The sequence below is a fragment of the Hymenobacter metallilatus genome (genome assembly GCF_003944705.1).
In the GTDB taxonomy this organism is placed as follows: Bacteria; Bacteroidota; Bacteroidia; order Cytophagales; family Hymenobacteraceae; genus Hymenobacter; species Hymenobacter metallilatus.
Genome location: NZ_RWIS01000003.1, coordinates 167,338 through 189,307, shown reverse-complemented (window position 1 = coordinate 189,307; position 21,970 = coordinate 167,338). Strand labels below are relative to the sequence as shown.

The window sequence follows — 21,970 nt, the reverse complement described above, 5'->3', positions numbered from 1 at the left end:
ATTTACAAGACCTAATCCATTCCCAGGTCGTCAGTGAAGCTATCCGCCAGCTTAATTTCGGGTACCGGCACCCCGCATTTGGCACAGGTGATGCCTATTACGGCGCGTTGCACTTCGTAGAGTGTGGCCGGTTGCGGCAGCAACTGGGCGTAGTTCTGGGCCAGTAGCCATTCCGTTAAATCGGCTACGGTAGTACGAGCCCAGTCAGGAGACAGAGGCGGTGGATCAGGCACGGACTCATCTTTACCACTACCAAACAGGCGTTGCCACCAGCCGGGCAAGCCAGGCTCCCAGGCGGCCCGGGGTAAATCGGGCATGTGCAGTTGCAGGCAGTGCGCCAGTGGCTGAGCCTGAGTAAGATTAGTATCCAACAAATCCAGATCTGTTAGCAGCGTAGCCTCCGTAGCCGGTGAGTACCCCGGATGTAAACAATCCAGCAGCCGGGTCAGCAATTGGTAGTAGGCGGCGGTACGGGCCGGATCAGCGGGCAGGTGTTTCAGCCGGGCTATGACGGCAGCGGCATCGGCAACAGTATAGATGGATTCGGCTACGCGGTTGGGAATCTGTATCTGAAAATATTTTTCGAACTTAACTACGAGTTCCACAGTATCAAGGCCCATATGGGTAGAGGTAGGCGTGTTAACTGACCCAGCTGCTTAGTAAGCGTATTTTATGCCAGTGCCTGCCGCGTTTCTGAAGCAACCACGTTTCGCTTCCTCCACAAAACCCGCCACCACAGGTGCTGCTGATTTCGACAATTACCGTTTGATGGTCAACCGAAAACTGGGGCGCGCTGATGTTGGAGAAGCCAGAGGTGTGATGACGCTGCCGAAGAATACGCATTGCTTCAAAAATATCATGCAAACGCTCTTTCAGCGTCCAGACGGTATCGGCCGGAATAATCGTGCGCCCCGGAATAAAACGCTGGTGTAGCCCATACCCGGTGCAGAAACGCATCTGCTGCCGCATAAATACTGTATCGGCCGGTGTAAGCAGGGGATCTTGTTCGCACAGCTGCCATAGCCACCAGCCGTTTTCCTGCGGACATTGAGAATAAAAACGTCCATTAGCAGCGGGCCACAAGTTATTTTCAAAAAGTACTCTGCTGATGTGAAAATCGGCTGATGACGGGTGATTCGGCCTGCTCTCCATTGTGTCTGACTGGGCCAGTAGCTCCCGCACGAAGCCATAAACCACACTATCCGGCAGCAATAGGCGGGGCGCACTCCATTTTCGCGCCACCACAGGGTTTGGCTTCCGCCAATATGCTGTCAATAGATGCACCGTGCTAAACATGGCTACCAGCAGCAATGCGGCACTCAGGAAACGGCGGGTAATAGTTTGCATATCAGAGTATAACCTAAAACGGCCGCCCTGCTTCCAGAACGACCGTTTGAAAATACGACGACATACGGCACAAGCTGAAGCTTGTGCTACTGACGCTATTTAAACGCCTGAATGCCCGTAATATCGGCTCCGGTGATGAGCAGGTGGATGTCGTGGGTGCCTTCGTAGGTTACCACGGACTCCAGGTTCATCATGTGGCGCATGATGGGATACTCGCCCGTTATGCCCATGCCACCGTGGATTTGGCGGGCTTCGCGGGCAATGTGCAGGGCAATTTCCACCGAGTTGCGCTTGGCCATTGAAATCTGGGCGCTGGTGGCCTTGCCTTCATTTTTGAGCATTCCCAGGCGCCACACCATCAACTGGGCCTTGGTAATTTCGGTTATCATTTCGGCCAGCTTCTTCTGCTGGAGCTGAAAGGAAGCAATGGGCTTCCCGAACTGCTCCCGCTGCAGGGAATATTTCAGGGCCGACTCGTAACAGTCGATGGCCGCGCCCAGGGCGCCCCAGGCAATACCGTAGCGGGCCGAATCGAGGCAGCTGAGCGGGCCCTTGAGGCCGTCGATGTTGGGCAGGATGTTTTCCTTGGGAATTTTCACGTTATCGAACACCAGCTCGCCGGTGATGCTGGCGCGCAGGCTCCACTTGTTGTGGATTTCGGGGGCGGTGAAGCCTTCCATGCCCTGCTCCACGATAACGCCGCGGATACGGCCGTTGTCGTCTTTGGCCCATACCACAGCCACCTGGCTCTGGGGCGAGTTGCTGATCCACAGCTTGGCGCCGTTGAGCAGGTAATAGTCGCCCTGGTCCTTGATGGTGGTCATCATGCCGCCGGGGTTGGAGCCGTGGTCGGGCTCGGTGAGGCCAAAGCAGCCCAGCCACTCGCCCGAGGCCAGCTTGGGCAGGTACTTGCGGCGCTGCTCCTCCGAGCCGTACTGGTAAATAGGGTACATCACCAGGGAGCCCTGCACCGAGGCCGTGGAGCGCATCCCGGAGTCGCCGCGCTCAATTTCCTGCATAATCAGGCCGTAGCTGATGTAGTCGAGGCCGCCGCCGCCGTACTCCGTGGGGATGGTGGGCCCGAACGCGCCCACGTCGCCGAACTTGCGCACAATGTCGGAGGGGAAGTAGGCATCCTGGGCCCATTTCTCCACGTTAGGCGAAATTTCCTTTTTAACGAAGTCCCGGATGCTCTGACGGATGAGCTTGTGCTCCTCCGTGAGCAAATCGTCGATGTCGTAGTAATCGGTGAAACCAGCGGCGTTGAGGGAGCCTTTGTTGCGCTGCACCTGGGCCTTGGTGGAAAGAACGTCAGCTTGCGAAGACATAATGGTGATGTGGGTGGGATGATGCCCAAAGATAAGAATTTGGCAACGCCTGACCGGCAACCGGCCGCAACAAGCCGGCACGAAAAAACCCTGACCAGTACCGGAACCAGTCAGGGTTTTGGAGGACGTGGCGGTTGACAGGGAATGCCAGAAACCAGCCAACGACACTACACGCCCACAATACGACCAGAAGGCAGATTTCCGGTCGGGAAAAGTCACTACCGCTTGTTGGCAAAGCGTATGCCGAAAAATAGCATTTCGCGAATCTATTCGCAAAAAATCCTGACAATGAAGTTGTTCAGAAGTGTGACCCGCACTCCGAGCGTATCATTCCGAGCCGCGCGCGGAATCTGGATTTACCACCTGACAATTCTCCCAGATTCCGCGCGCGGCTCGGAATGACAGCTGGTTTGCTTCAGAACTTCACCCCCACCGAGGCCAGGAAGTTGCGGGTAGCCTGAGGATAATAGTAGTTGAAAGTGAGCTGCTGGCCGGTGGCATCGGGGTAGCCGTAGGTGTAGCCGTTGGCCACGTACTCCCGGTTGAGCAGATTATTCACCAGCAGGCCCAGCTCCAACTCCCGCATAAACCGGGGCTGCACCGTGTAGCGCAGGCGCAGATCCAGCACCTGATAGGCGGCAATGACCTTCCGGACCGATTCGGTATTGTCGAGGTACTGGCGGCCGACGGTTTTGTAGAGCAGCGCCGCCCGCAGGCCTTTCACTGGCACTACCTCTACCGTGTGCGCCGATACCACACTAGGCGAGTAGGAAATAGTGGTGGTGCGGCCCTCGGCGGCAACTACGGGGTTATAGTCCTTATCGTAGGTTACGGCGCGGTAGTTCAGGATGCGGTTCCGGCTCAGGGTGAGGGTACTATTGAGTGTGAGCCAGGCCAGGGGCTGATAGGCCCCGGTAAGCTCCACGCCGGCCCGGTAGCTGCGGGGGGCATTGGTACGCAGCGGGGTGCCCACGTCGTTGAGCTGGCCGGTTTGCACCAGCTGGTTGCGGTAGCGCATATAAAAGCCATTTACTTCGGCCCGCAGTGCTTGCCCGTTCACCGTGCGGTTAAGCCGGTAGCCGCCTTCTACATCGTGCAGCTGCTCGGCCTGGGGGCCGGCATCATTCAGGGGCCGGTCGGTGAAGTCGGAGCGCACGGGCTCCCGGTGGGCCACGGCGTAGCTGGCATACAGGGTCTGGCTGGCCGCCAGCTGCCAGGTAAGGCCGGCTTTGGGGTTGATGAAAGTATAGTCCGCCTTGGCCGAAACAGGCACCTGTTTATCCTCAATGCCATCGAGCCGGTACGTGAGGCGCCGTACCTGCACGTCGGCGTACACGCTCAGCTTATCCAGGGCCTGCCAGATGGCGCGGGCATAGGCGTTGTAGTCGGTTTTGCGGGCATCGTTGAAGTAAGAACGGTGCCGGATGCTGCCAGTAGAAGCGTAGCGCGCCCAGATAACCTCACCGTAGTGGTCGTTGAGGAAGCGGTTCCAGCCCCCGCCCAGCGTGGCCTGCACCCGGCCCGCAGCGGGCTGGTAGTTGAGGGCGAAAATTCCCCCGAAAAAGTAGTTGTCCAGCCACTTACGGTCCACCAGGTCGGTGCGCTTGATGGTGGTGGTATTGGGGGCAGTGCCCAGCACCACGTCGGGCAGGTTATACTCGGCCAGCTTGCGGTTGGCGCGGAAACTCTCGTAATAGCCGAAGCCCCGGGTGAGGTGGGCGGCGGCGGCCAGGTTCCAGCTGCGGCCCAGGCCCTGGGTGAGGTGGAGCTGGTAGTGGTTCTGCTGGTAATTGTCGGTCTGGTTATCGTAGGTATAGTAAGCGTAGCGGCGGCCTTCGCGCAAAGCCCGGGCGGCGTCTTCGGGCGTCAGCTCATAGTTATCTACGTACTGCTGCAGGCCGGCGGCATTGCGCGTAAGGGCTGGCTCGGGTACTCCATTCCAGGCCTGGTAGGTCTTCTCCCGCCCCGAGAAGGTGATGAACTTAAGCAGCGTATTCTTCTGCTGGTAGCCGGCGGCCAGGTAGTAGGATTTCAGATCCGAAGCCCCCCGCACCATGTAGCCGTCGGAGCTGATGCGCGAGAGGCGGCCATCCACCGTGAAGCGGCCACCCAGCAGGCCCGTACCGAACTGTACGTTGTTTTTCCAGGTATTGAAGGAGCCGTAGGTATTCTGACTTTCGGCGTAAGCCTGAGTCCGGCTCTCCAGGGTGCTCATATTGATGCTGGCCCCGAAGGCGGCACTACCATTCTGGCTGGTGCCCACCCCGCGCTGTACCTGCAGACTGCTGGTGCTGGAAGCCAGATCGGGCAGGTTCACGAAGAACGCGCCGTGGCTTTCGGCATCGTTCAAGGGCACGCCATTCACCGTCACGTTGATGCCCTCAATGCCCGTTCCCCGCACCCGGATGCCCGTGTAACCCACACCATTGCCCGCATCGGAGTTGACTACAACGGAGGGCGTCTGGTCGAGCAGGTAGGGAACATCCTGGCCGAAGTTGCGCGTGGCCAGATCCTCTTTGCTCAGGTTGGTGTAGGCCGTGGCCGTCCGCTCGTTGGCCCGGGAGGCCGTTACCAGCGCCTCCCCGGTGAGCACTCCCCCGGGCTGTAGCGCCAGGCGCAGCTGTTGGGGGCCACTCTGCCCCTCCAGGCGCTGCACCAGCGGCTCATAGCCCACAAACGTGATGCGCAGCTCGTGGGCCCCGGCCGGTACAGCGGGCAGTGTAAATGAGCCCTCGGGCGAGGCAGCCACGGCAGTGCCATCGAGCAGCACGGTCGCTCCGGGCAGGGCCAAGCCGGTTCGGGCATCCAGCACGCTGCCCGACACGGGCCCTTGCGCCCATGCCGCACCGGTAGCGGCCAACAAGGCTACTCCGGTTACTACAAAATTTTTCACTGGTGAAAAATGGAAAAAGGTGGAACGGACCCGGTGCCAGGGGTCGGCACCCAGAGGTTTTTCGTTCGCGGATCGTTTGTTCCCTTCGCCGGCATTACCCGGGCAGGTTCAATGGGTATGATCTCAGCCTCTCTGTGCAGAGAGGCACCCCTAAACTATGCGGCAAAGGTACGCGGGAGTTTGGGTTTCGCCGCATCGGGCCCAAAATTGTCTGCCCCCGGGCACACATTCAGCCCCAACCCCGGCCGGATTTCGGGCACCCGCTTCCAGCGCAGAAGCAAGCGGGATTTACAAACAAATGTGTACTTTATTTCTTGACAATCAGGTAAATTAGCTAGCTACTGACGCGCTACGAAGAAAAAGTGCCCTGACCAAAACAACCCGGCTCGCCCCTCCGTTTCTCGTACTGAAGTCTGTTGCTTTTTCGGTTTGATGTTGCATCTCAACTCTCCCCGCCATGACCGTCTCCGGTGTACTCTACTTGCTCGTTGCGTTGGTATTTGCGGGGTTACTGCTGGTGCTCCCGCGGCGGCGTATGCGTCATCCTCCCGCTTCCGATAACGACGACGACGGCGGGGAGCCCCTGGATGATGGCCTGCCTGATTTCGACCTGCCGCCCGGTATTTCCCGCCCCATCAACGACTGGGAGCCGGATTACAACCGTCGGCGGGTAGAAGTATGAGGGCGGGGAGTGCGCCGACACGCAAACAGAGGGGAGACAGTTGTTCCAACACCCGTACGGGCCGTTCGAACAACAGTCTCCCCTCTCTGCTTGTAGCCTCATTACTGAACGCTACAAATCCTTGGCCATACGGATGTAAGGAATGGTACCCCGGTAGAATCGGTTGCCCTCGGGCTCTAGGCCAAAAGCCCGGTAAAAGGCCTCGTTTATGGCGCGGGCATCACACCAAATGCGCTGAGCACCATGGGTATGGGCTTCTTCCAGAGTATGACGTAGCAATTGGGAGCCAATGCCCTGCCCCTGGCAATCGGGGCGGGTGGCAAACTTGCGAAAACGGGCCACGTGGCCATCCACAAACAGAGAAATAACCGATACCAGCTTGCCGTTACGAAAAGCCCCGTAGTGCCGGCCCTGCTCGTCGTTGTTCAGCTTCACATAATCCAATGATTCCTGGGGCCAGAGAACCTGATGGCGCAGGGCGTGCGTATCGGCCGCCTTAATGGGGCGGATGGTAATTTCGGAGGTCATGAAGAAGTTACTCAACGGTGATGCTATGCGTGGTAGTAAAGTGCTGGCCGGGCTGCAAACTCAGAATGCCTTCTTTGTCGGCAAGCTCCCGGGAGCCGGTGGTAGCGCTGGCAATGCCGTGCCAGGGCTCAATGCACACAAACGGCGCCCCGGCCCCTTTGGTCCAGAGGCCCAGGTACGGAAACCCATCGAAGCGGACCCGCACGGACCGGCCCGAAAGCCGGCTTCGCAGCGTGAGGTGGGTGAAATCGAAGTGCTTAAACACCAAGGCGTCCTGCGCAAATAGCTCGTAGCTGAGGGGCAGCACGTTTTGTTGTTCCAGCACGGGTGCCATGTGGCCTGTTAGCAGCCCCTCTTCCAGCAAATGCCGCTGCAAAGTTACGGGATGGTCGAACACCAATTCGTAGTCTTCGAAGGATTCCTCGGGCAGCAGTGGGCACCGGAAGGCCGGGTGAGCCCCAATGCTGAACAGCAGTTCAGCGGCCCCCGGGTTTTCCACCTCCCAGCCAATAGTGAGGGTGGCACCAGCCAGGCGGTAGCTGAGGCGCAGGGCAAACTCGAAGGGGTAGATGCGGCGGCTGTCCTCATCAGCGCGCAGCTCAAACGTCAGCGCCGCCGGGCCTTGGTGCAGCAGCCGAAACTCCCGGTCGCGGGCGAAGCCGTGCTGGCCGAGGGTGTAGGTACGGCCCTGGTGCTGGTAGGCATCCTGGGGCAGGCGGCCCACAAGGGGGAAGAGCACCGGTGCGTGGCGGTTCCAGTAGGCGGCTTCGGCGGGCCAGATGTACTCTAGCTCGTTCAGGTCTTTGCGAATGAAGCTGTGCAGCTCAGCCCCGCGGGTATCTACGGCCACGCGGCACACTTCATTTTCGAGGGTATATAACATACGCGGTAGAGAACAGCCAGCTCCCAGAAACGGCAGCCGGGCCGGCAAGGTTAGCCTTGGGAGATGCGCGCCGTGCGCCAGAAGCTGGTTTTGCCCAGCAAAATATCCACGTGGAAGCAGGCCTGCTCCAAGCGCTCAGCCGGTGCCCCGCTTATTTCGGCAAAATTGGACAGCCGCTCCCGCAGTTCCCGCTGGTACAAATCGTAAAAATACTGCCGATGGTTGGGGTGCTCCCGCAAAGGGTCGGGCTCCCAGGGCAGGTCGACATCCAGCAGCAACACCAGGTCGTAGCGCTGCAACTCAATCTGCTCTATTATCCACTGGGGGCACACCCCAAAGGCATGTTCCGACCAGATTTTTATTACCAGCAAATCAGTGTCGCAGAAGAACAGCGGCCGGCCCTGTACCTGTGCGGCCTGCATGGCGTTCTGCTCGGCCCGCAACTGGCCTTTGGCAATCCGCTCCAGGTCGGCCATGGTGTAGTTGGGGCCGTGCTGCTCCAGGTAGTAGCGGGCATACTCCGGGGCCCAGGTGGTGGTATACTGTTCGGCCAGCAGGCGGCTCAACGTCGTTTTGCCCGTCGACTCGGGTCCGGTAAGGGCAACACGCAACATACTCAGGCGACTTGAAAAGATGAGGCCGCAGCCTGCTGCCGACGCAATGTGCGGTGCCACTCCCGGTAGCCGTAGATAGCCAACCCTAGGTACAGGGCATACAGGGCACTGGTGGGATAAAGCTGCTTGTACCAGAGGATGGGAACGTACATTATATCTACCAAGACCCAGAGCCACCAGTTTTCCAGCCGCTTCCGCATCAGCAGGTACTGAGCCGCCAAGCTGATAGCCGTGGTCAGGGCATCCCAGTGGGGCAGTGCAGCATCGGTGTGGTGCTGCAGGTAGTAGCCGAACCCAAGGGTAAAAGCTGGCACAAACAGCAGGCATCCACCCCATTCCAGCGGCTGGGTGCGCGAAACGGGTAATTCGGCGCGGTGGCGGCCACCATGCAGCCACTCATACCAGCCATATACACTGAGCGCAATAAACGCCCCCTGCAGACCACAATCGGAATACAGCCGAGCTTTATAATACACCAGCACGTAGAGGCCGCAGCTGACAATGGCCACCGGAAAGTTCCAGAGCGACTCACGCGCGGCCAGCCACACGCAGGCAAAGCCCGTCAGCACGGCCACCCACTCCAGCGGACTGACGCCGGCAGCGGCGGTCCAGAACTCATACAACGACTGCAACACAGAAAGACCAGTGATAAGCGGGGCGCCGGAGCAATATCTCCGGTTCAGGCTACCCGCTTGGTCAAAGCTAAGGAGTAGCCCGTAATTTTGCAGCTTCTCCGGCTTTTTCGCTTTCTACCGCCCACCATGCTGCCCGAACTTACTGCCCCCGACCTGCACGCCCGTCTTCAGCGCGGCGAAGACATCCAGCTCATTGACGTGCGCCAGCCCGAGGAGTTTGCCTACTGCCGCATAGAGGGCAGCCAGCTGCTGCCGCTGGGCGAATTAGCCAGCCGCGCCACCGAAATTGACCCCGACCGACCCGCCGTGCTCATCTGCCACCACGGCGTGCGCTCCATGCAGGCCCTGGCCTACCTCCAGCACCGCCACGAGCTGACGAACCTGCTGAACCTGCGCGGCGGTATTCACGCCTGGAGCCAGCAGGTAGATCCAGCGGTACCGGTGTATTAAAAAACTTGCTGCCAGGCTCAAACCAGAACGCCGACCCGGAATTTCTTCGGGTCGGCGTTCTGCGTGGCTTCGTTGCACTATTGGGGCAAGCTAAGCAGGTAGCCAATGGTGAAATTGGCATCCCAATCGAATACAAATTGCTGACAGCCGGTAGCGTCCACCAGGGCTTTGTAAATGGTAACACCCGCCTTAGTTTTGGCGTTGGGCAGCTCGGCATAAGCGGCCGGTGGGCCCAACACCGTAAAACGCTCCTTGCCCTGGCGGTTGATTTTAGCCAGCTCGTAGGGCACGCCTCCAATAATAAAGCAGGTCTGGCGTTGCGTTGCTGGTACCTGCCGTGCATTATCGGCTACGTCGCGGGATACAGCTTCATCAGCAATGCCTTTTTGGTAATACTTGGCACCATAAGTATCCAGCGCCTTTGGCATGGCGTTCTGCAGCCAGGAAATTTTGGTATTACCCGAGCCAATATCAGCCACAAAGGCCTTGTTGGCATAGGAAGGCGGCAGAGCAGCCTTTAGCCCCAGGGCACCTTCCTGCTCTGGCGTTACAGTGTTGACCACATAACCCAGTCCCTTCAGGTTCTGAACAATACGCCGGGTGACGTCGGCCATAGCAGCACCGGAGCTTACCACGAAGTGAATATCGTGCCCCCCCACACCATAGTCCAGCATTTGGGCAATGTAGCTTTTAAGCCCTTTGCGCACATCGTCGTCGGTGGCCATGTTTTCCATCACCAAGCTGTTGCCAAATTCCGATTTCTCTAGTTTCCAGTTCTGTTGTTTGTCTACCCGGATAATGAACGAGTTGAAGCCGCTGGCCCCTAGTTCTACTACTCCCTTCAGCTTGCCATTAACGGGCGCCGGCGCCTGATAGGCAAAAGTAAGCGAGCTGGCTGCTGGGGTTTCCGCTGCTACTGGAGCCGCAACAACGGCCGGAGCTACCACCGGGGTAGCAGCCACTGCCGCTGCCATACGCCCTGATACTACCGCCGGGGTAAGGCCCAATTGTAAGGCGCGCTGGCTGCCTACCAGTTCTCCATTTTGACTCATGGCCTCACCTTCCTGCAACGGCATGCTGCCGCCAGTCAGCAGCTCTACTTTTCCGTTGGTGTGGTTGATGCGGGCTCCGTTGGATAAGACGACGTCCCGATCCATCACCATCACTACGGCACCGCGTCGCACCACCATATGCTGGTCTTGCTTAATAAACCAGGTGAGCGGCATGGCCGGGGGCGCGTCGAGTACAGCAGGCCCTTGGGCTAGTATCAGCCGCGGCGCGCATAAACTCAGTAACACCAAACCGAGTAGCCGAAAAAGTACTTGTTTAATCATGAACGTAATGACTTATAGGTGAGAGTTGGTAGGGAACAGGGTTTGCCCAATACACAAAAGTGTAATTTTTTTTATCACAGATTAAACATCAATTAGACAAAAGCTTATTTATCCCTGCCGAATTACCATTTACACCCTATAGAGGTAGAGTAGGCATCTGCATTCGGTTTATAAGGGTGGCAAACTATTGTGGCAGTTTTGCTCAACTTCGCGGCCCTAAGTACCGGTTGGCATCTTCGCCAGTATTTCGTTATGTCATCAGCTCTTTCTCATCAATTGCAGGAATTGTCTCTGCCCATTCTCGATGCCCTGCCGGAACTGCTCCGCACCCTGGAAACGCACTCCAGGGCCGTGTTGCAAGCGCCGCCCGGAGCCGGTAAAACCACCATTGTGCCCCTGGCTTTGCTGGAAGCCGCCTGGCGCGAGGGAGGCCGGATTCTGGTGCTGGAACCCCGGCGGCTGGCGGCCCGCGCCGCCGCTACCCGCATGGCTCAGCTGCTGGGTGAGCCCGTGGGCCACACGGTAGGCTACCGGATGCGCCTGGAAAGTAAGGTATCGGCCAAAACCCGCATTGAAGTGGTAACGGAAGTTATCCTGACCCGGCAGCTCCAGGACGACCCGGCGCTGGAGGGAGTGGCGGCGGTGCTGTTTGATGAGTTTCATGAGCGGAGCCTGCAGGCCGACCTGGGGCTGGCCCTGGCCCTGGATGCTCAACAAGTGCTCCGCCCCGACCTGCGGCTGCTGGTGATGTCGGCCACGCTGGATGCCGACCGGCTGGGGGCCTGGCTGGGCGCGCCGGTAGTGCGCAGCCAGGGCCGCATGTTTCCGGTCGAAACCCATTACCTGAGTCCGCGCCGGGCCGCTACCGTTTCCAGCCGCCCCCACGAAAAACTCCAGGACCTCACGCCCGCCATCATCCGCGAAGCCCTGACGGCCCACCCCACTGGCGACGTGCTGGTGTTCCTGCCGGGCCTGGCCGACCAGCGCCGCGTGGCCGACAAGCTGGCGGGCTTGCCTGAGTACATTGATGTGCATGTGCTACACGGCGAGCTGCCGGCCGAGCAGCAGGATGCCGCCCTGTGCCCCGCCCCGGCCGGCCGCCGCAAGGTGGTGCTGGCCACCAGCATTGCCGAAACCAGCCTTACCATTGAGGGCGTAACCATTGTAGTGGATGGCGGCTACGCCCGCGTACCGCGCTTCGAGCCCCGCACCGGCCTTACCACGTTGGGCACCGAGCCCGTGAGCCAGGCCGCGGCCGACCAGCGCCGGGGCCGGGCCGGCCGCCTGGGTCCCGGCACCTGCTACCGCCTCTGGACGGAAGCCGAGTTCCAAAAGCTGCCCCACCATCTGGCCCCCGAAATCCTCACCGCCGACCTTAGTCCCCTGGCCCTGGAGCTGGCATTGTGGGGCGCTTATGATGCCACGGCCCTGCGCTGGCTCGATGCGCCCCCGGCTCCAGCCCTGGCGCTGGCCCGGGAGCTGCTGCGGCGCTTGCAGGCCCTCACGGCCCAGGGGCAGCCCACCGCCCACGGCCGGGCCCTGGCCGGGCTGGGGCTGGCGCCCCGGCTGGCTCATTTGGTGGTGCGGGGGCAGGAAATCGGGCACGGGGCTACGGCCTGCGCCCTGGCGGCCCTGCTTACGGAGCGCGACCTGCTACGCCCCGCCGACGGCTCGTTCGGGCCGCCCGACTTGCGGCTGCGGCTGGAGGCGCTTAGTACCGGCCGCGCCCCGCTGCCCGGCCTGCACCCCGACGGAGCCGCCCTGCGCCGGGTGCGCGAGGCGGCGGCCGTGCTCCGCAACCGCGCCGGGGCCCGGGGCGAAATTGAGCCCGATGTGGCCGGTCTGCTGGCGGCCCTGGCCTACCCCGACCGGCTGGCCCAGCGCGAAACGCCCGAGCGGGTACGCCTCATCAGTGGGCAGCGCGCCACGCTGGCCGCGGAGTTTTTCGGGCAGCAGGATACCTTTTTTGCCGTTGCCGCGCTGGATGGCCTGGCGGCCCAGCCCCGGGCTAGTCTGGCCGCGCCGGTCAGTCGGGCCGAGTTGGAAGAGTACTTCGCGGAGCAGCTGGAAACCCGCGACGAAGTGCGCTGGGACGAAGCGGCCGGCCGCGTAACCGCCCGCCGCCTGCGCCGCCTGGGGGCTCTGCTCCTTTCCGACACCAGCCTGCCCAACCCCGACCCCGCCGCCATAACCGAGGCTCTGCTCGGGGCCATACAGGCCGGTGGCATTGGCCGCTTGCCCTGGAGCGAGGCGGCCCGACAGCTTCGGGAGCGGCTGGCTTTTTTGCAGCATCATTTTCCTCAGCGCTGGCCAGATGTGTCGGATGCGGCGCTGCTGGCAGCCCTGCCCGAGTGGCTGGGCCCCTACCTCATCGGTGTAAAATCAATGAGTGAGCTGAGCCGGGTTGATTTTCAGGAAGCCTTGCTTGGCCTGCTGCCGGATGGCTGGGCGCAGCGCCAGGAGCTGGAGCAACTGGCACCCACCCACCTGGAAGTGCCAACCGGCTCCCGCATCCGGCTGGACTACGCCGAGCCGGCCGCGCCAGTGCTGGCCGTGCGCTTGCAGGAGGTATTCGGGCTGCTGGATACGCCCACTGTGGCGGGAGGCCGCGTGCCGCTCACGCTCCACTTGCTCAGTCCTGGCTACCGCCCCGCCCAGGTTACCCGCGACCTGCGCAGCTTTTGGACCAGCAGCTACTTTGAGGTGCGCAAAGAGCTACGGGGCCGCTACCCCAAGCACTACTGGCCCGAAAACCCATTGGAAGCCCAAGCCATTCGGGGTACCAAAAAGCAGAACGGCCTCTAACAACGGACGGGCTACATTCAAGCCGGCTACGCCCTGAGCCAGGCTTTTACCTGCTGATTCGGGCTATTCACCGAGAGTCGTCAAAAACTTAACATTAACAATTAGGTAACACAGGAAACAATTCGGTAACATTACCCTATGCAGCACTCTACCCGCCTCACTTCCCGGGGATTAGGGCTGCTGGCGGGCCTGATGTTGCTGTTGCTACACCCGGGCGTGGCCCAGCAGTTTGCCCCTTCATCTTCCGCTTCTATCCGCCAGAACACCTGGCTTATGTTCCTGAGCGACGCCCGCCTGAGTAAACGGTGGGGCCTGCACACGGAAGTACAGGTGCTACGCACGCGCACCTCCGAGCTGGGCTACCAAAACGTATTCCGGGGTGGCGCCAACTACTACTTCTCCGATAATCTGCTGCTGACCGGTGGCTATGCCTACTCCCAGGATGTGGCCGAGGACCACTACCCCGGAGCCAGCGGGCCGGAGCACCGACTATATCAGCAGCTGCAGCTGCGCGATGCCAAGAACCGGGTACAGCTGCAGCAACGCTACCGCCTGGAGCAGCGCTGGGTACGGCTGCAGCCCGACCAGGATTTTACTTACCTGAACCGGCTGCGCTACCAGCTGCGGCTGGCTATACCTCTGTTAGGCCGGGAGTTGACCAGTGGGGTACCCTTTGCCGTGGTTGCTGATGAAATTTTTCTGGGATTCGGGCAGCAGGCCAAGGGAAGACTGTTCCAACAAAACCGCGCTTACGTTGGAATAGGCTACCAGATCAGCACTGCCTCGTCAGTAGAAATTGGCTACCTCAACCAGTTTGTCCAGCTGCCCCAGGACAGTCGGCCAGAACTGAATGAGAACATGCAGATCAGCCTGTGCTTTCATCCTGACTGGCGCCGCACGCAGCCAAGTATCCGGCCTTAATTGCTTGCCTATTGCCTCGGGCCATGTTCATACTTTGGCACAGTCAGGTGCGGTTTTGTGGGCAGGTGGAATTGTGAAGCGCCTGTTGCGGCCGATAAGGCAAATTCTACCGGCTTACAGGCAGGCCCGGGAACTTTTTTGCTAAAAACTGAAACCCGCTGCATTCTGGCATTATCCTTGGTTTTGGGAGGATCAACATCCACCTATATCCATGTTGCCTGTTATGAAGCACTTATTTACCACAACCGTTCTGCTGGCCTCTGCCCTGGGTCTGGCGCAGTCTGCTGCCGCTCAGCAAACCAATAAGTGGCAGTTCTATTTTGAGGCCGGACCGAAAATCAGTCAGTTCCGTTCTACCTCGTACAGTGGCTACTCAGAAACGCAGCCGGAGCTGCGCGACACATTTTCGGGCTTTGCCGACGTAAAAGCGTTTAAGCCTTTGGCCAACCGGCTGCTTATGTCGGGCACAGTAGGCTTAGACATGCAACTGCTGAATTTCAAAACCGGCTATACCGAGAGCTATCCGGCTACGGGTATTACCTTCTATTCTCAGGAGCATATCAGCCGCCTGCTCACCCGTGCCCGCGTCGACTGGGGCCTGCACTACCACATCCGGCTGGGTGAAAATGGCCATCTGATGCCTGGCATTTCGGTGGGCCAGATGATCAATCTGAGCCAGAAAGGCTACAGCTATACGTTCGTTCAGCCCGGCTTATACTTCACCAACAACCGGCTGCTACTCTCCCTGACCGCCTCGGATACGCCGTACAACGTGCAAATTCCGGAGGCTTCGCGCATTGTGAGCACCTACCGCGGCAACCCGGTTGTGAGCCAGTCCGAATTTCGGGTTCGGGAGCTGCAATTAAGCGTCGGCACGCAATTTTAAGCTCTTAGCCCCTGTTACTCTACCACCAACGGGGCCCGCTACTGCGCAGTAGCGGGCCCCGTTGGTGGTAGAGTAACAGGACTTACCCTTTATGATTGGCCAGGTAGCGGGTGCGCTGGTCCTGCAGAAGTACGTCCAGCTCCTTGGCGGCCTCGGTATAGCGCGAAATATCCAGCAACTTCAGCTTTACCAGCAGCCGCTCGGCCTCATCGAAGTTGTTAAGCCAGAGGTTGGCCTCCGCAGCATTCAGCAACGTAGCAGCCGTTACTTTGGCATCGATGCGGGCTTTTTTGTCCTTGGGATTCGACTCGGCCAGGGCTTTATTCCATAAAGCCAAGGCTTCCTGCATCTGCTTGGCGGCATCGGCCGAGCGGTTGGGCTGAGCCAGTAGCTTGTAACCCATTACAGCCTTTTCGTAGGCTTGCGGAAACTCGTCGTAGTTAATATTCTTGTCGGTAACCACTACCACCCTGGTACTGCGGGTGAGGGTGCGCTGGCCCAGCCGGCTATCCAGCAGCTCGGCCACCAGCTTCATATTCTCCTTCATCAGGTCGTCGTCCAGCTTGCGCATAAACACCATCTGGTTAGCCTGCCAGTACTTGGCCAGGCCGGCCTCGGTGGCAAAAGCCTCGGTGCTGGCTTTGCGGTAGGCGGTAGAGGCTTCCAGCTGCTCCTCCAGCAGCACTGTGCCGTCTTTGGCCGTTACCTTCACGCTCAGCGGCGACTTATACGACACCTGATAGGCATGCTTGATACCGTCACCGGTAGCCACACCGCCAATTTTCATCTGGCTACCCTGGATGGCCTGCTGCACAATCTCGCCTTGGGTAAATCCGTCGAGGCCTACTACTACCTGAAGGTCGGCGTCAGGGCCCGGGGTCCGCTGCAGGCCACTTACTGTAACGTAGGTGGTGGCCAGCGTTTGCGTGTCGAACACCTGCGGGGTATAGTCGGCGGCGGGCAGCACCGCATCCTTGGGCTTGCCTTCGTCCAGTACAATTTTGTTGAAGGCTTTTGCGCCGAATGATTGGGCTTTGTACTCTTTTTTGGCTTCGGCCGCCTTGGTTTCGGCCGTCGTAACGGCCGCAGCATGGGCGGCCTTCTGCTGGGCAATGGCGTCCTGGTAGCGGGTTACTACTTCCGCGTGGTACGTATGGACGCTGCCGGACAGGGGCACTAGAGGTAGCCGAACGTACTCAAAGCTGATTTTTTGCGACTCGATGCTTTGCGCTAGGCCGGGCAGGGCTAGCAGCGTGGCCGCTACTGAGAGGGTAAAAGGTATCCGCATGGGCAGAATAAAGAAGTGAAATGAAGGACGTGAACAGTAAAAATTAATACAGGCTCGGAAAGAGCGCACTAATTTACTGCCCGCCCGCCAACATTCAGACAATCAGGCCCCTGCTTTCTATAAAAAAACAATCTTCTGTATTTCTATATAACGGTTTTTGGCGCCCTATAGCGCGGCCTGCAGCTCGTAGCTTCCGTGGTCCGGTTCGTTAGCAAGACGGTGCGGCGTATCCAGCTGCGGGCTACGCCCCCCGCCAGGAGGCGAGCATATCCTTCCGCAACCTCCCATACCCTGGATAACCGCATCAGGCCACTAACCCGAAGGACAGTGGCCTGATGACGTTCTGAAATTCTGTTTATTCACCAGCCGGGTAATCGGCCGAGTCGCCGAGGTCGGCTACCTGGGCCAGCTCCTGTACCAGGCTCGTAAACTTGTCGCGGGCCCCTTTTACGGCCGCTTTGCCCAAAGGCAAATGCAGGGGCGGGTTTTCCTGCCGCACTACCTCAAACATAATTTTGGCGGCCCGCTGCGGGTCGCCGGGCTGGCGGCCGCTGTAACCCTGAATACCTTTCAGGTTCTCGCCCACGGTAGAGCGGTAGTCCTCAATGTTGGTATCCACGTACGTGGCCGAGCTACCGGCCCACTCGGTGCGGAAGCCGCTGGGCTCAATGTTGGTTACCTTAATACCGAGCGGCGCCACCTGCTGGGCCAGACTTTCGCCAATAGCCTCCAGCGCAAACTTGCTGGCATTGTATACACCCACGCCAGGGAAGGTTTTCAGCCCCCCAATGCTGGTGATGTTGAGCACATGCCCGCTTTTCTGCTCCCGCAGGTGGGGCAATACCGCCCGCAGCACCCGCAGCGGTCCGAATACATTCACGTCGAACTGGCGCTGCACCTCAGCCTCACCAATTTCCTCGATGCTGCCCAGGGAGCCGTAGCCAGCGTTGTTTACGACCACATCAAGGCGGCCGAAAAATTGGATAGCCCCTTGTACGGCCTGCTGCACCTGCTGCTCATGCACTACGTCGCACACGAAGCCACGGGCCCGGTTACCGTCTTTCTTCGTGAATTCATCAGCCTGCTCCTGCTTACGGAAAGTGGCGGCTACGGAGTCGCCCTGGGCCAGACAATAGTCGGCCAGCTCTTTGCCGAAACCGGTGCTGACACCGGTAATAAACCAGATTTTGGAAGTTGCCATGGAAGTTGTTCGAGGGGAATATGGAAATAACCAGCCAGCCGCACACGCTGCGGCTGGCTGGTGTAACCGCAAAAGCCGTGTTGGGGTTTTGGCCGGCGCACGGGGTATGGCCCGGCCATGGGCGCTGTGGCCGTGTGGTGGCGGCTTCATGCACCGTTCATGTGCGGGGCAGTAGTGTTGCCCGCTCTATGCTCCGCTCCCCTCAGTCCGAGAGGCTCCCGGAAATTCCGGGGGCCTTTTTGGCGCTATTCACCGCCGGCCATATCCCGGGAGGGCCGCCGGCAGCGGCCGGTACTTCGCCCCTTTCACCGGAAATAGGTAGGCCAAAAAGCGGAAACCCAATATTTCGCCGTAGATTTGCCTGGCAATAAGTAGAACCTAACCTTCTTGTTGCCATGGCTGATTTCGCTGCCAAAATTGCCTTCGAGGCGCTTACCTACGACGACGTCCTGCTGCTGCCCGGTTATTCGGAAGTATTGCCCCGCGACGCCGACCCCAGCACCCAGCTTACCCGCAACATCCGGCTCCAGCTTCCCTTCGTTTCGGCGGCTATGGACACCGTAACCGAGGCCGAAATGGCCATTGCCCTGGCTCAGGAAGGCGGTATTGGCATCATTCACAAGAACATGAGCATCCGAGCCCAGGCCGAGCTGGTGCGCCGCGTGAAACGCTCCGAGAGCGGCATGATTCTGGACCCTTTCACCCTGGAGGAAACTGCTACCCTGGCCGACGCCAAGAAGCTGATGCGCAACAATAACATTGGGGGCATTCCTATTATTGATAGCCAGCGCCGCCTCAAAGGCATCCTCACCAACCGCGACCTGCGCTTCGAGAAGGATATGACCCGCTCGGTAACGGAGGTAATGACGGCCGCCCCGCTGGTAACGGCCAAAGCGGGCACCGAACTGGCCGCCGCCGAGGAGATTCTGCAGGATTCGAAGGTGGAGAAGCTGCCAGTTATCGACCCCGATGGCCGCCTGGTGGGCCTCATTACCTATAAGGACATTCGGAAACGCCGCCGTACCCCCAATGCGTGCAAAGATGAGCTGGGCCGCCTGCGCGTAGGCGCCGCCGTGGGCGTTACGGCCGACCTGCTAGACCGCGTAGCCGCTCTGATGGAGGCCGGCGTGGATGTAGTGAGCGTGGACACGGCTCACGGCCACAGCAAGGGTGTGCTCGATGCCGTGCGCCACCTCAAGCAGCAGTTTCCGAAGCTGGAAGTAATTGCCGGCAATGTGGCCACTGCCGAAGGTGCCCGCGCCCTGGCCGACGCCGGGGCCGACGCTGTGAAAGTGGGCGTGGGGCCTGGCTCCATCTGTACTACTCGCATCATTGCTGGTATAGGTGTTCCCCAACTGTCGGCGGTGCTGGAAGCGGCCCGGGGCCTCGAAGGCACGGGCGTACCGCTCATTGCCGATGGCGGCATTAAGTACTCCGGCGACGTGGTGAAGGCTCTGGCCGCTGGAGCCAGCACGATTATGGTGGGCTCCCTGCTGGCCGGCACCGAGGAAGCGCCCGGTGAGGTAACCTTATTTGAGGGCCGCAAATACAAGAGCTACCGGGGTATGGGCTCAGTGGAAGCCATGGAGGAGGGCTCCAAAGACCGGTATTTCCAGGATGCCGAGGACGACGTAAAAAAATTGGTACCCGAGGGCATTGTGGGCCGGGTGCCCTACAAAGGCCTGGCCGCCGAAGTACTCTATCAGCTTTCCGGGGGCTTGCGGGCCGGCATGGGTTACTGTGGAGCCGCTACCATTGAAGCTCTGCAAACGGCCCGCTTCGTGCGCATTACCGGGGCCGGCCTGCGAGAGTCGCACCCCCACGATGTGCAGATAACCCGGGAAGCCCCCAACTACAGCAGCCGCTAGTAGCCAGGCCGGATTTTTCCTGAAGCATTCCGCTTATTTCCTGTGTATTTGCCGACGGCCTTTTCCGGCCGTCGGCTTTTTTTTGCTCCTATCCGTAGGTAGCCATTATTACCCGGCAGCAGGCTGGCCCACATTTCCGGTGCAGCCTGTATCTTGCTCCTCTATTTAGCGCCTGCTCTGCCTTTTTTCAGTAGGATTACTGCATGTCATTTCTTCGGAAGCTACATCTCTTCCTGTTCCCGGTTTGCCTTCTGACGTGGTTGGGGCTTCTGGCCTGTACCTTGTTGTACGCGCACCCCTACCTGCTGCCACGTAGTGGCCAGCAACCCAACTGGCCTATTCTGGTACTGCAGGCCCTGTTTACGGCGGCCGTGTTTATTCATGAGCGAAATACGCCCGACCGGTTGCGGGGCCTCGATTTTGTGGGCCTGCTGCGGCGGCTGGTGCTGGGGCCGGGCCTGTTGGCTACCGTGTGTGCCGGGCTGCATCTGCTGCAGCAACTCATTGCTACTACCCTGCCCGAAACCCGCTCGGTTCTGTTTTCGGTTGTGTACACCGTAAACGTAGGCTTGTTTGTAGTACTGCTGGCGCGCACCAACTACGCCTGGCGCTCCTTGGTGCTGTTTCGGTCGTCGGCCACGCTACGTCGGCAGTGGGTGTGGTTTGAGGTATTACTGGGCCTTACCCTCCTGGTTCATCTGTTTGCCCCCACGCCTACCTGGGGTTTTAACACGGCCATTCTGGGGGCACTGGCAGCTTTTGGGGCATATATCAGCAGCCACCAGAAGTGGGTTGCCTACCTGAACCGCCGCCAGAAAATAGAAGCCGTACTGCTGCAGTTGGCTATTATTCTGGCTATGGGGGCCTTTACGGCCTATTTCCTTCAGACGCAACAGGACCCGCAGCTGATAGCCCCTCCTACTCAGCATACGTTCCTTATCCTAAACGCTTTTTTTGCCGGCTTCTACGCCATAATGGGGTTGCTGGTCACGCTCTTTAACCTGCCCACGGCCGGGGTATTTGAGCAGAAGCGCGAGGAAATTCTGAGTCTGCAGCGCCTTACCCAACTGATTCAGCGCGGCCAGACGACGGACGAGGTGTACCGTATGTTCTTTGATTCAGCCATCCAGACGGTAGGAGCCGATGCAGCCTGGCTGGATGTTGCCAGCCCCGAAGAAGGTCAGCCCCTGTATCAGCACATCCGGCCGGAGCAAGCTCAGGCTGTGCGTAACCTGCTGGCCGACTACAACCTCACCCACATTGAGTACATCAACAACGACTTGTACAACAGCGCCGGCTTCCGGGGGCTGGAGTTGCCGTTTGGCTCTTTGATTGTGATGCCCCTGCACTCCAGCAAAAACCAGTACGGCAGCGTGTACATGCTTAAGGAGCACCCCCAGGGCTTCGACCGGGAAAACCTGAGCATCCTGCAAACCTTCGCCAGCCAGACGGTGCTGAGCATCGAGAACCTGCAGCTGGTGCAGGCCTCCATGCACACGCAGCGGGTGCAGGATGAGCTCAAAATAGCCTCGGCCGTACAGGACAGCCTGATTCCGAAGAACCTGCCCATTGACAACTGGTTTGAAATCAGCTCCCACGCCCTGGCTGCTACGGAGGTGGGAGGTGATTTTTACGACTTCCTGCATTTGCCGGGCCGCCGCCTGGCCGTGCTCATCGGCGACGTATCGGGCAAGGGCGTTACGGCGGCCTTCCACGTGGCCCAGATGAAGGGAATTTTTCATGCTCTGATGCAGGAGAACCCGCTGGCCCGCAACGAGCGGGAGAAGTTTCCGGTACCCAGCAAGTTTATGGCCCAGGCGAACAACGCCCTGGCCCGCTGCCTCGAAAAATCAGCCTTCATTACGGCCTCGCTCTACATCATCGACTACGAGCACGGCGGTTTCGTATTTGCCCGGGCCGGCCACTGCCACACGCTGTACTACCACTCTATTAAAGAGGAGGTATCCTACTTCCGCACGGCCGGACTGGGGCTGGGTATCATCCGGAACGATACCTACGAGAAGCACATCAAAAACCAGTTCTACGACTACAACCCCAGCGACGTAATGGTGATTTACACCGACGGCATTGTGGAAGCGCGTAACGGGGCCCAGGAGGAATACGGCGAGGAGCGCCTGCAACAGATGCTGGAGCGGACTTACTACCTGGATGCCGAGCAAATCAAGGAGCAGATTCTGGCCGACCTGATGGAGTTCAGTAAGGGCCAGCCCATGCACGATGACCAGACGCTGCTGGTAATTAAATTCAAGGCTTCCCAACCCGAAGCAGGGCTTTAACGTAGCACCG

Annotated in this window: 18 protein-coding genes and 1 riboswitch; of the genes, 7 read left to right on the top strand and 11 right to left on the bottom strand. The window is 59.6% G+C overall.

Going from position 1 to position 21,970, the window contains the following annotated elements:
* Positions 1–11: 11 nt before the first annotated feature.
* From EI290_RS06350 to EI290_RS06335, 4 genes are all read right to left on the bottom strand, one after another.
* A complete protein-coding gene (locus EI290_RS06350) occupies positions 12–620 on the bottom strand; it encodes an acyl carrier protein (protein WP_125427856.1) in 609 nt (202 codons plus the stop codon).
* A 19-nt stretch (positions 621–639) separates the two neighbouring features.
* Positions 640–1,347, bottom strand: a complete 708-nt coding sequence (locus tag EI290_RS06345; RefSeq protein WP_125427854.1) for a hypothetical protein — start codon at positions 1,345–1,347, stop codon at positions 640–642.
* 95 nt (positions 1,348–1,442) lie between these two features.
* Positions 1,443–2,675, bottom strand: a complete 1,233-nt coding sequence (locus EI290_RS06340; RefSeq protein ID WP_125427852.1) for an acyl-CoA dehydrogenase family protein — start codon at positions 2,673–2,675, stop codon at positions 1,443–1,445.
* Between the two features lie 415 nt (positions 2,676–3,090).
* Positions 3,091–5,568: a TonB-dependent receptor gene (locus EI290_RS06335; RefSeq protein WP_125427850.1), complete on the bottom strand. Its 2,478-nt coding sequence runs from the start codon at positions 5,566–5,568 to the stop codon at positions 3,091–3,093.
* A gap of 61 nt (positions 5,569–5,629) precedes the next feature.
* A riboswitch (TPP riboswitch) is annotated at positions 5,630–5,730 on the bottom strand.
* A 295-nt stretch (positions 5,731–6,025) separates the two neighbouring features.
* Between EI290_RS06335 and EI290_RS06330 the strand changes: the two genes are divergently transcribed.
* The gene (locus tag EI290_RS06330) at positions 6,026–6,250 is read left to right on the top strand and encodes a hypothetical protein (RefSeq protein ID WP_125427848.1); all 225 of its coding nucleotides are present in this window, start codon (positions 6,026–6,028) and stop codon (positions 6,248–6,250) included.
* A gap of 111 nt (positions 6,251–6,361) precedes the next feature.
* On the opposite strand, the gene EI290_RS06325 is transcribed toward EI290_RS06330, so the two are convergent.
* Genes EI290_RS06325 through pnuC form a run of 4 tightly spaced genes read right to left on the bottom strand, consistent with a single transcriptional unit; the run spans position 6,362 to position 8,910 of the window.
* Positions 6,362–6,778 carry a GNAT family N-acetyltransferase gene (locus tag EI290_RS06325; protein WP_125427846.1) on the bottom strand — a complete coding sequence of 139 codons (417 nt, stop codon included), beginning with the start codon at positions 6,776–6,778 and terminating at the stop codon, positions 6,362–6,364.
* 7 nt (positions 6,779–6,785) lie between these two features.
* Complete coding sequence (locus tag EI290_RS06320) at positions 6,786–7,661, bottom strand: aldose 1-epimerase family protein (RefSeq protein WP_125427844.1); 876 nt, start codon at positions 7,659–7,661, stop codon at positions 6,786–6,788.
* A 50-nt stretch (positions 7,662–7,711) separates the two neighbouring features.
* Positions 7,712–8,275 (bottom strand): AAA family ATPase, encoded by a 564-nt coding sequence (locus EI290_RS06315; protein ID WP_125427842.1) that lies wholly within the window; start codon positions 8,273–8,275, stop codon positions 7,712–7,714.
* A gap of 2 nt (positions 8,276–8,277) precedes the next feature.
* A complete protein-coding gene (gene pnuC, locus EI290_RS06310; protein ID WP_185816869.1) occupies positions 8,278–8,910 on the bottom strand; it encodes a nicotinamide riboside transporter PnuC in 633 nt (210 codons plus the stop codon).
* A 126-nt stretch (positions 8,911–9,036) separates the two neighbouring features.
* On the opposite strand from pnuC, the gene EI290_RS06305 reads away from it, so the two are divergent.
* Positions 9,037–9,360 carry a rhodanese-like domain-containing protein gene (locus EI290_RS06305; RefSeq protein WP_125427838.1) on the top strand — a complete coding sequence of 108 codons (324 nt, stop codon included), beginning with the start codon at positions 9,037–9,039 and terminating at the stop codon, positions 9,358–9,360.
* 77 nt (positions 9,361–9,437) lie between these two features.
* Here the strand turns inward: EI290_RS06305 and EI290_RS22380 are convergent, their stop codons facing one another.
* Complete coding sequence (locus tag EI290_RS22380) at positions 9,438–10,658, bottom strand: DUF6799 domain-containing protein (protein ID WP_221766237.1); 1,221 nt, start codon at positions 10,656–10,658, stop codon at positions 9,438–9,440.
* 321 nt (positions 10,659–10,979) lie between these two features.
* On the opposite strand from EI290_RS22380, the gene hrpB reads away from it, so the two are divergent.
* From hrpB to EI290_RS06285, 3 genes are all read left to right on the top strand, one after another.
* Positions 10,980–13,499, top strand: coding sequence for an ATP-dependent helicase HrpB (hrpB, locus tag EI290_RS06295; protein WP_246008872.1), 2,520 nt, complete (start codon positions 10,980–10,982; stop codon positions 13,497–13,499).
* A gap of 138 nt (positions 13,500–13,637) precedes the next feature.
* On the top strand, positions 13,638–14,420 hold the full coding sequence (locus EI290_RS06290) for a DUF2490 domain-containing protein (RefSeq protein ID WP_125427836.1): 783 nt from the start codon (positions 13,638–13,640) through the stop codon (positions 14,418–14,420).
* Positions 14,421–14,643: 223 nt separating this feature from the next.
* Positions 14,644–15,306, top strand: a complete 663-nt coding sequence (locus EI290_RS06285) for a hypothetical protein (RefSeq protein WP_125427834.1) — start codon at positions 14,644–14,646, stop codon at positions 15,304–15,306.
* A gap of 82 nt (positions 15,307–15,388) precedes the next feature.
* On the opposite strand, the gene EI290_RS06280 is transcribed toward EI290_RS06285, so the two are convergent.
* Positions 15,389–16,594: a hypothetical protein gene (locus EI290_RS06280; RefSeq protein WP_125427832.1), complete on the bottom strand. Its 1,206-nt coding sequence runs from the start codon at positions 16,592–16,594 to the stop codon at positions 15,389–15,391.
* A gap of 355 nt (positions 16,595–16,949) precedes the next feature.
* On the bottom strand, positions 16,950–17,795 hold the full coding sequence (locus EI290_RS06275; RefSeq protein ID WP_125427830.1) for an oxidoreductase: 846 nt from the start codon (positions 17,793–17,795) through the stop codon (positions 16,950–16,952).
* Between the two features lie 395 nt (positions 17,796–18,190).
* On the opposite strand from EI290_RS06275, the gene guaB reads away from it, so the two are divergent.
* Positions 18,191–19,663: an IMP dehydrogenase gene (guaB, locus tag EI290_RS06270; protein WP_125427828.1), complete on the top strand. Its 1,473-nt coding sequence runs from the start codon at positions 18,191–18,193 to the stop codon at positions 19,661–19,663.
* A 281-nt stretch (positions 19,664–19,944) separates the two neighbouring features.
* Positions 19,945–21,960, top strand: coding sequence for a PP2C family protein-serine/threonine phosphatase (locus tag EI290_RS06265; protein ID WP_185816866.1), 2,016 nt, complete (start codon positions 19,945–19,947; stop codon positions 21,958–21,960).
* Positions 21,961–21,970 lie beyond the last annotated feature (10 nt).